Origin of the sequence: Metabacillus niabensis (assembly GCF_020524345.1) — a bacterium.
GTDB lineage: Bacteria > Bacillota > Bacilli > Bacillales > Bacillaceae > Metabacillus > Metabacillus niabensis_B.
Genome location: NZ_JAIVLH010000029.1, coordinates 47789 through 55933 on the forward strand (window position 1 = coordinate 47789; position 8145 = coordinate 55933).

11 protein-coding genes are annotated in these 8145 nt (G+C 35.3%); all 11 read right to left on the reverse strand.

What is annotated here, in order from left to right; genetic code table 11:
* Nucleotides 1-29 precede the first annotated feature (29 nt).
* On the reverse strand, nt 30-908 hold the full coding sequence (rsmI, locus tag LC095_RS23690; RefSeq protein WP_226530447.1) for a 16S rRNA (cytidine(1402)-2'-O)-methyltransferase: 879 nt from the start codon (nt 906-908) through the stop codon (nt 30-32).
* Between the two features lie 7 nt (nt 909-915).
* Complete coding sequence (locus LC095_RS23695) at nt 916-1173, reverse strand: GIY-YIG nuclease family protein (RefSeq protein ID WP_216774931.1); 258 nt, start codon at nt 1171-1173, stop codon at nt 916-918.
* Nucleotides 1174-1209: 36 nt separating this feature from the next.
* Entirely contained in the window at nt 1210-1962 is a 753-nt protein-coding gene (locus LC095_RS23700) for a tRNA1(Val) (adenine(37)-N6)-methyltransferase (protein WP_226530448.1), read from the reverse strand.
* A 108-nt stretch (nt 1963-2070) separates the two neighbouring features.
* A complete protein-coding gene (yabA, locus tag LC095_RS23705; RefSeq protein ID WP_026562438.1) occupies nt 2071-2442 on the reverse strand; it encodes a DNA replication initiation control protein YabA in 372 nt (123 codons plus the stop codon).
* A 13-nt stretch (nt 2443-2455) separates the two neighbouring features.
* Nucleotides 2456-3283, reverse strand: a complete 828-nt coding sequence (locus tag LC095_RS23710; protein WP_226530449.1) for a stage 0 sporulation family protein — start codon at nt 3281-3283, stop codon at nt 2456-2458.
* A gap of 2 nt (nt 3284-3285) precedes the next feature.
* On the reverse strand, nt 3286-4278 hold the full coding sequence (holB, locus tag LC095_RS23715; protein WP_226530450.1) for a DNA polymerase III subunit delta': 993 nt from the start codon (nt 4276-4278) through the stop codon (nt 3286-3288).
* A 12-nt stretch (nt 4279-4290) separates the two neighbouring features.
* Nucleotides 4291-4731, reverse strand: a complete 441-nt coding sequence (locus LC095_RS23720) for a YaaR family protein (RefSeq protein ID WP_226530451.1) — start codon at nt 4729-4731, stop codon at nt 4291-4293.
* Nucleotides 4732-4769: 38 nt separating this feature from the next.
* Nucleotides 4770-5099: a cyclic-di-AMP receptor gene (locus tag LC095_RS23725; protein WP_026562442.1), complete on the reverse strand. Its 330-nt coding sequence runs from the start codon at nt 5097-5099 to the stop codon at nt 4770-4772.
* Between the two features lie 148 nt (nt 5100-5247).
* Entirely contained in the window at nt 5248-5877 is a 630-nt protein-coding gene (gene tmk, locus LC095_RS23730) for a dTMP kinase (RefSeq protein WP_226530452.1), read from the reverse strand.
* Between the two features lie 6 nt (nt 5878-5883).
* A complete protein-coding gene (locus LC095_RS23735) occupies nt 5884-7320 on the reverse strand; it encodes an aminotransferase class I/II-fold pyridoxal phosphate-dependent enzyme (protein ID WP_226530453.1) in 1437 nt (478 codons plus the stop codon).
* Between the two features lie 146 nt (nt 7321-7466).
* Nucleotides 7467-7679: a sigma factor G inhibitor Gin gene (locus LC095_RS23740; RefSeq protein ID WP_413467532.1), complete on the reverse strand. Its 213-nt coding sequence runs from the start codon at nt 7677-7679 to the stop codon at nt 7467-7469.
* Nucleotides 7680-8145: the final 466 nt, after the last annotated feature.

Below are 8145 nucleotides of genomic sequence, written 5' to 3' on the forward strand. Positions count from 1 at the left end.
AAAAGGGATCATATTTGATCCCTTTTTTATTATTCTATATGATATGCCTGATAAACGTCTCTTTTTTGAACATTTCGTTCAAGTGCTACTTTTTTAATAGCCTCTTTTGAATTTAATCCTTCGCTTATATAGTGCTCAACATGTTCTTTTGCAGATAGTGCATTCCACCAACTATCTTTCTCATCAGTGATTTCTTCTTTTGAACCTTCTACAATGATACAAAATTCTCCACGTATCTCATTGTTTTCAGACCAAGATATGACCTCTTCGATATGACCTCTTATGAATTCTTCGAACTTCTTCGTTAATTCTCGCGATAAACATATCGATCTATTTCCTAAACACTCAAGCATTACGTGTAGTGTTTCTTTTAGACGATGGGGTGACTCATATAAAATAAATGTTTCGTTACGACTACTTAATGAAGTTAATTGATTTTTTTTCTCTTTCTTTTGGCGATCTAAAAATCCAAAAAAGTAAAACGGTTGTGGTGTTATACCGGAAGCAATGAGTGCTGTTAATGCTGCATTAGCACCTGGTAGTGGAATTACCTTTGCACCTGATTCTAAAACTTGTTGTACTAGTTCACTACCGGGATCAGAAATTGTCGGCATACCTGCGTCACTAATTAATGCAACACTCTTATTTTCTTGTAAATACTCAATGATTCTATGTCCACTGCTTTCTTTATTATGTTCATGATAACTAAAGATGGGAGTATCAATTTCAAAGTGATTACATAATTTCTTTGACTGACGTGTATCCTCTGCAGCGATAAGATCTACTTCCTTTAACACCTTAATAGCCCGAAAGGTCATATCTTCCAAGTTACCGATTGGTGTTGGCACTAAAAATAAATCTCCCATTTTCATTTCATCATGAATAAAGCTTTTTTGGGTATGTAGCATATTCCCTTCACCTGCCTTCTATATATGATTGTTTCCTTTTCTTAGAAAACTTTTTGAATTTAATTTCCATTTTTAATGCTTCACTTTTCGATTCAAACTTTTCTGAGTATAGGAGTTTCACCGGAGTTCTGCCTCTCGTATATTTCGCACCTTTTCCAGTGTTATGATTGTGTATACGTCTCTCAAGATTTACTGTATATCCTGCATAATAACTTCCATCACTACATTCTAACACATAAAAATAGTGTGCTTCATTTTGTACCATCTATATGATCCCTACCCATATTGTTGCCTTTTCTTTTTACTTATCTTCTTCTTTTCCATATAAAATCTCCTTTATAACTGGTGTATACTCGTGATTTTCATCGTAAACAAAAATAGGTGTCAACAGTTTCAGATCGGCTTGCCCACCCTTAATACCTTCTATTAAGACTGTGTTCGCTTCCTTGCCTTGCTTTGGATAGACAAATTGCAATCTTTTTGGTTCAATACCGTAGCTTCTCATGAGTTCAACAAGATCTACTAATCTTCCCGGTCTATGAACAATTGCAACTTTTCCACCTTGTTTGACGAGCTGGCTGCTTACTTTAATAACATCCTCTAATGTACATAAGATTTCATGTCTAGCAATGGCCAAATGTTCATTGAGGTTTTGTTTATCCTTCTGTGGTGTTTTGAAATAAGGAGGATTACAAGTAACTACATCAAATTTCCCAAGCCCGAGCTCCTGAGGCATGCTTTTCAGATCTGCGTGGATCAACTTTATTTGTTGTTCCAGCTGGTTGTAATGGACACTTCTAACCGCCATATCATAGAGCCTTTCTTGGATTTCCACACCGATAATATTTCCTTTTGTTCTTGTGCTTAGAATAAGTGGAACAATGCCGTTTCCTGTACATAAATCAATGATATTTCCTCTTTGAATAGGCATATAAGCAAATCTTGATAATAACACAGCATCTAATGAAAAAGAAAAAACAGACGGGCTCTGAATAATCCTTAAATTTTCAGCAAGTAAATAATCTAACCTCTCATCTCCTATTAACTTAACCATTGTTCTTTTCTCCTTTAATCTTTTCGCAAAAGCATTCAATAGCAAAAAAAGACTGACACATAGCACTTGGTTTCATCTTTTGGACAAGACCAGTATGAGTCAGTTCTATTATTTCTTATTTAGGAATGATAAGCAAAATAAACAATCACCATCTTTACGAATACTTCCATAATGTAAGTTACAAATATGGAAGCCTTCTTGATAAAGTCTCGCTAAGTTGTCATAGCCTTCTCCTATATCAACCTGCTGACTTTGCTTCTTTTGCTCCTTATCCGTTGCTTTTGTCTTTTTTGCTTTTGTTTTTGTACTAGTCATTGTTGAATCTAATCGTCGGCGTAAGTTCTCATTTTCAATTTGTAAATGATGATTTTCTTCAATGAGTTCTCCTAAATGTTGCTTAAGCTCGCCTAATTGTGTATATAAAGATCCTATTTGTTCCTCCATACTGCTGACAGATTCAAATATTTCCTTTTTATCCACTTGTTCCACCCCATCAATCTGTGGATTGCATTGGAACTACGCCTTCTTTCTGCAATTCATCCCAAGTGTATTCAACCACGCGTTCTTGTTCCACAAGGTTTACCTGTAGAATTTTCTCTAATATATTTAAACCAACTACTTTTCCTAAACCACCTGGAGTACCAATCATCTCTCCTAAATCAGGTAATTGTTCCTTGGCAGATTCATACTCATCATTCTCATACTTGAGACAGCACATTAATCTTCCACATAAACCTGAAATTTTTGTTGGATTTAATGATAAGTTTTGATCTTTTGCCATTTTGATTGATACAGGTTCAAAGTCTCCCAGAAATGTGGAGCAGCATAACATACGACCACATGGACCAATACCACCCAGCATTTTTGCCTCATCACGGACACCAATTTGACGTAGCTCTATCCTTGTTTTGAAAATCGCAGCCAAATCTTTTACAAGCTCCCTAAAATCAACACGTCCATCTGCTGTAAAGTAAAAGATCACTTTATTTCGATCAAATGTATATTCAACATCCACCAGTTTCATATCGAGGCCATGCTCAGAAACCTTTTTCTGACAAACATGATATGCCTCAGATGCAGCCTCTTGGTTTTCCTGAACCATTAGCCGGTCCTTGTCGTCAGCTAAACGAATGACTTTTTTTAGAGGCAGAACAACATCGTTTTCTTCTACTTTTTTATTGTTTAAGACGACTTTGCCATATTCAACCCCTCTTATTGTTTCCACAATGACAAAATCATCATCCTCTATTTGAAGACCATTAGGGTCGAAGTAATATATTTTGCCCGCTTTTTTAAAGCGAACTCCTACAACATTATACAAACTTATCCCTCCTGCAATGTTAAAACCAATTGTTCCATTAATAATTGTGGATTTACATTGGCATGAAGCCGTTTCTTAGCTTCTAATATAGAAGTTACCTTCTCAGTCACACTTCTTTGAGTTATTTGAAGGGCATGCTGTTTAATTTGCTGAATGATGTCCTGATAAATCACATGTTCATCATTTCCTAATTGAACAGATAAGACATCTTTATATATATATAATAATAAGTCTAACCCTGTTTCTTGCTTTTCCTTATCATTAAAATAATTCATCCACTCTGTGTGTATATACAGAGGTGCCTGTCCTTTTCGAGTGGTGAGGACTTCATATAATTTTATCACTTTCAATCTAGCCTGCGCAAACCAATCATCTTTTGACAGATTAAAAGCCGCTTCTGTGTCATTGGTTAGTTGTGCCACTAATGAAGCAATATGTGGTGCTGTCCCTGAATCTGTCAATGTCTGTTCAATGGCTTTTGGTTGCAATGGCTGAAAAGATAACAATTGACATCTTGATAATATTGTATTCAATATTTTATGATACTGTTCTGTTATGAGAATAGCAATTGTGTTGGCGTTGGGTTCTTCTAAAAACTTAAGTAAACTGTTTGCAGCATTCACTGTCATCTTATCTGCATGAACAATCATATAAAGTTTTTTGTTCGATTCTACTCCCGACTTTGAAAACTCTTCTTGAAGTGCCTGAATTTGGCCCTTTTTAATTGAAAGGCCATCGGGTTCAACAACATGTACGTCAGGATGATTACCCGACTCTATTCTTTTACAATTTCTACAATTGTCGCACGGTTCATAGTTTTGAAGACTTTCACAAAAAAAACTTTTCGCTAAAAGAACTCCTACTTCTCTTTTACCAGTACCTTTTTTCCCCTCAAAAAGGTATGCGTGTGCCAATCGGTCCTTGCGAATACTATTTGTTAATAGTTTGATAACCCTTGGCTGATATGAACTAAATTCACTCAAACTTTTTGTCATACTCATCACTCTCTACGTATATAGGTTAATAAGTAATCCCTTAACCTCGCCTATTTTTGCAAGAATATCTATTGTCGAATCTTCCTTGCTTATTATCTCGTCTGCTAATTGAACTAGTGATTCATCCACCTGTTCAATTATTTTCAATGAACGGCTATTTCCGTTATAATCCCAGCTTCTGGATTGTTTCATATTCATGCCATACTCAACAGCTTCATGGATAAACTTTTTTACCAAAATCTTGTATTTTGAAAGGTCACTGAAATTTCGAGATTTTGCCAATCTTCGTCCAGCACTATCTATGTCAACTAATAATTTATTTAGCTGTTCATTTTGAAGCTTACTTCCTTGTTTAACAAACAAATCATGGAAACCTTTGCTGGATGTTTGGGAAACTTTTTGCTCTAATCCCCTCTTGTCCATAGTTGATCTAATATCTTGACTTATTTTCATCCTTTACCTCCATGGCATATAGCCATTTAGATATTTTACTAAAATTGATGAAACTGTTCGACAGGAAGAACAAATACAGTTGCACCGCCTACTTCTACTTCAACAGGATAAGGGATAAAGGAATCCGCATTACCTCCCATTGGTGATACTGGAGCAACTAGTTGATCTCTGGATTTACAATTATCCTTTATAATTTGCAACGCCTTATCTACTCGTATATCTTCTGTACCTATCATAAATGTTGTATTTCCTGATTTGAGAAATCCGCCTGAACTTGATAATTTAGTAACACGGAAATTATGCTCAGTAAGGGCATTCAATAGCTTGTTACTATCTTGATCTTGTACAACCACAATAATTAACTTCATATAGAGAAGCCTCCTTTTATTGTAACATGTTCAATTAAGTGAATCATTGCACGATTAATGGTAATTTTATTTTATGTTAACTTAGAAAGGCGCAAGTTGCCTGGAGCTAGACACCTACACTAAGTACAAATTTAAAACTTCTTACCTGTTAAAAAGAAATTACCTGTTTTAATTTGTTCTTCACTTCAGCGACAACTTCCTCAAGTGATTTTTCAGCATCAATGACAACAATTCTTTCAGGAAACATGGCAATGACTTTTTCATAACCCTCCTGAACCTTTTGATGAAATGATAAGTCCTCTAAATCAAGACGATTTTTCTCTCGCTCTGAACTCTTAGAAATCCTTTGTAAACCTACCTTTGGATCTATTTTAAAGTAAAATGTAAGATCTGGCATTAATCCGTTAATTGCAAACTCATTTATTGATAACACTTCTTCTATTCCCAGCCCTCTGGCATATCCTTGATAGGCTAAAGAGCTATCAATAAAACGGTCACAGAACACAATTTTTCCACGTTCAATTGCAGGTACAACTCTTTCTACTAAATGTTGCCTTCTTGCCGCTGCATATAATAATGCCTCTGTTCGCGAATCCATCTCAGTATGCTCTTTGTTCAAAATAACTTCACGGATTTTCTCTGATATATGAATACCACCAGGTTCTCTGGTAAAAACCATCTCCATCTCAGTTCCGCTTAGTTCTGTCATTAATAATTCCAGTACAGAGGTCTTACCTGCTCCCTCCGGCCCTTCAAACGTTATAAACTTCCCCTTCAAAAAAGTTCACCCTTTACTCATGTATATGTTTATTTGTCCTTTTTTAATATGATAATCTCCTTGGATGTTTACTCCTAATTCTATCATTCGTCTAATCTTCTCCACCAACTCTTTGGTTATTTTCTCACCAACCATAATTAGAGGAATACCTGGAGGATATGGAATAATAGCTTCTGCTGAATAATGACCTACGGCATCATCTAATTCAACTAGTACCTTTTTACATTTTTTGAGATAAAAATAAGATACTTCTAACGTTTGTATTCCTTTTACTTCTTGTCTTTTTAACTTCTTTGTAGCCAATCTTGTTTTTTTAGGTTTTAGGTGATCTGGATTGATTTGTGTTATTTTATTAATAATCGGATTCATATCACCAATTGGTAATATACATAAGCAATGTTCAGGATTGGCTAATTCGATAAAAACATTATGTCTTTCAAAAACTTCCTGCAACTCATATCCTGATAAACCATTTGTTGATCTTATTGTTAATTTTAAAGGATCACCTTTAACAAGTCGATCATGTGACTCAATAATCTCCAGACCATTTATCGCACCTATTTGTTGTTTGATCTTTTGTACCGATTCTATTATGTCAACTTGCCAATTCTCTTCCATTGTCATACTTAAATATGCACGTGCTAAATCGAGTGAAGCCATAATCGGATAGGAAGGACTGCTACTCTGCAACATTGAAAGATAGCTCTCTACCATTTCCTTGTCTATTAAGTCACTATTAAAGTGCAAAAATGACCCCATTGTCATAGCGGGAAGTGTTTTATGTGCTGAATGGATAACTATATCCGCCCCAATCTCTACAGCAGATATAGGAAATCTATCTCCAATAATAAAATGTGCACCATGTGCTTCGTCAACAAGCACAGGAATTCCATGGTCATGTGCATATGTAACAATCTCTTCTAAATCAGTGGCAAGGCCGTAATAATTAGGATTGGTTAATATAAGAACTTTTGTATTTGGATAGAGCCTTATGGCTTCTTTTATTCTTTCAAATTCAACATAACTAGGAACTATGAGCTCTTCATCCACTTTAGGATCCAGGAAAACAGGCCTAACCCCTGCAAGTTGTAGACCATTCATAATTGACTTATGGGAATTTCTTTGAACAAGTACTACATCATCTACTTGGCAGCTTGCTAAAATCATTGCCAGATTTCCCACAGTTGAACCATTCACTAAAAAGTACGAGCTTTTTACTCGATATAATTCTGAAGTAAGCTGTTGTGCCTTTAGAATAGCATCCTGTGGGTGATGTAAATCATCCAGTCCTGTTAATTCAGTCACATCTATTTGTAAGATATCTTTATACAGGTGGTTTGCTTCTTGTAAAAAAACTGCTCCATTTTTATGACCAGGTACATGTAAAGATGTTGGTTTCACATTAGCATGGTTTAATAGAGCAGTGTAAAGAGGCGTCTCCATTATAAAATCAACGTCCTTTTTTATAGATAAAATCTATTATAACAATATCTAACTTACCTGAGTATATACAGATTCGTCATATAGCACAACCAATAGAGATGTAAGAAACAATAAAAAAGACTGATTTTCCAATCAGCCTCAGAATTTTATGAATAAAGTGGTGAGTTTTTTACCCTTCTTAACTTTTCTAAATAATATTGATATTTAGGGTCAGACGTTGGTGTGTTAGTCATTTCTTTTTCACAGTCTCTGCAAATAAAACTTGTATAAAGATGAATTCCTAACTCCTTCTCTTCATCACATACAATGCATGTTTCCCCAAGAGACTTTTGTAAACTATTTGAATTCAAAATCTCCACCTCCATACTTTTTATTTTTACCAAAAAGTATTATTGTATACACAATTTTGAATTTAAATAAAATGATTTAAATTAAAATATGTCTATTAGTTCAATATGTGCCTGTTTTTTTATTAGTAAGTGACATCGTTCATATCCTCATGTGCCAACTACGTACACTCCGATCTTCTCTCGGCACTTCCTTACTTGCACAGGATGTGCTGACTTCTACGTTACTATAGGACGTGTGGCGTTCTTAGTAGAAGTTCCTTGATAGGCTTCTCCCAAGTCTCAGGCTAGTAGTTATACTTTTTTCTCTACATCTTAACGGAAAACCTTCGGTTTCGTTTTAATTATTTCATTTAAACAAAAAAGACCAGTATCTCTACTGATCTTTCCCTCTTCTTACTTGGCGACGTCCTACTCTCACAGGGGGAAACCCCCAACTACCATCGGCGCTGAAGAGCTTAACTTCCGTGTTCGGCAT